Raw genomic sequence first — 1,180 nt, forward strand, 5'->3', positions numbered from 1 at the left:
GTCTCGACGAGGCCGAGCACCAGGCCCGGTCGGTGCTCGCGGCCCGCCCCCATGAGCCCACCGCCCTCGACGTGCTCGGCTGCGTCGCCTTGAACCGGGGCCGGCCCGAGGAGGCGCTGGCCCACTTCGAGCGGGTGCGTGCGACGCGGTCCAAGGATCCGCTGCTGCAGTTCAACCTCGGCGAGGCGCACCGGCAGACCGGCGCGCCGGGCTCGGCCCTGCGCCACTTCCGGAAGGCCGCCGAGCTCCGCCCCGATTTCGCCGAGGCGCATGGCCAGGCGGGCGAGATGCTGCGCGCGCTCGGGCGCTTCACGGAGGCCGCCAAGGCCTACCAGAGCGCCTTGATGCTGAAGCCGGAGCTCGCCCACTGCCTGGCGGGCTTCGCGCTCCTGCTGGTGCGGGAGGGCGAGTTCGGCCAAGCCGTGCCCTTCTTCGAGGCCGCGCTCCGGGCCACCCCCGTCACGATGGCGCCGGCGCGGGCGCCGCTCTGGGCCAATCTCGGGAGCGCCCGCCTCCGGGCCGGCGAGACGCTCGCGGGCCTCTCGGCCCTCGCGGAGGCCGTCGCCTGCGCGCCGGACCAGCCCGGCTTCCCGCGCCTGCTCGCCCGCGAGCTCCTGCACCTCGGCGCGGTGCCGGCGGGACCACGTTTCCGGGCGGTGCTGATCGCCCTGTTCGGGCGGGCCGACGTCGACCCGCGCCTGCTCGCCACCGCGGCCGTCGCGGCGCTGCGGCAGGATGCGGCCGTCGACGGCCTGCTCGCCCGGTTGGCGGCCGATCCCCCGCGTGCCCGCGAGACCGTCGCCGAAGCCGATGCGGTCGTCCGCGCCCTGCTGGACGACGCGCTGTTCCGCGCGCTCCTCGCCGCCGCCCCCATTCCCGATCTCGGGCTTGAGCTCCTGCTGACGGAGGTGCGGCGAAGCCTGCTCCTGGCGGCGCGGGAGGGGGCGCCGCCCGCACCGGACCTCACCCTCGCCTGCGCCCTGGCGCGCCAGTGCTTCCTCAACGAGTACCTCTACTGCACCGACGAGCAGGAGGAGGTCGCCCTGGCGGCCCTGTGCGCGGGCTTCGGTCGAGCCGAGGCCGACGCGGGCGCGGCGGATTGGCGCCGGGTCGCCATCGCGGCCTGCTACCTGCCGCTGCATCGCACGGCCGCGGCCCGCCCCGACCCCGCCAAGTCCCC

The 1,180-nt window shown here is 76.8% G+C and carries 1 protein-coding gene; it reads left to right on the forward strand.

From position 1 onward, the window contains the following. The coding region (locus MZTS_RS24825) for a tetratricopeptide repeat protein (protein ID WP_192285991.1) at positions 1–1,180 on the forward strand (1,180 nt) is incomplete at both ends.

Origin of the sequence: Methylorubrum zatmanii, assembly GCF_014845115.1 — a bacterium.
GTDB lineage: Bacteria > Pseudomonadota > Alphaproteobacteria > Rhizobiales > Beijerinckiaceae > Methylobacterium > Methylobacterium zatmanii.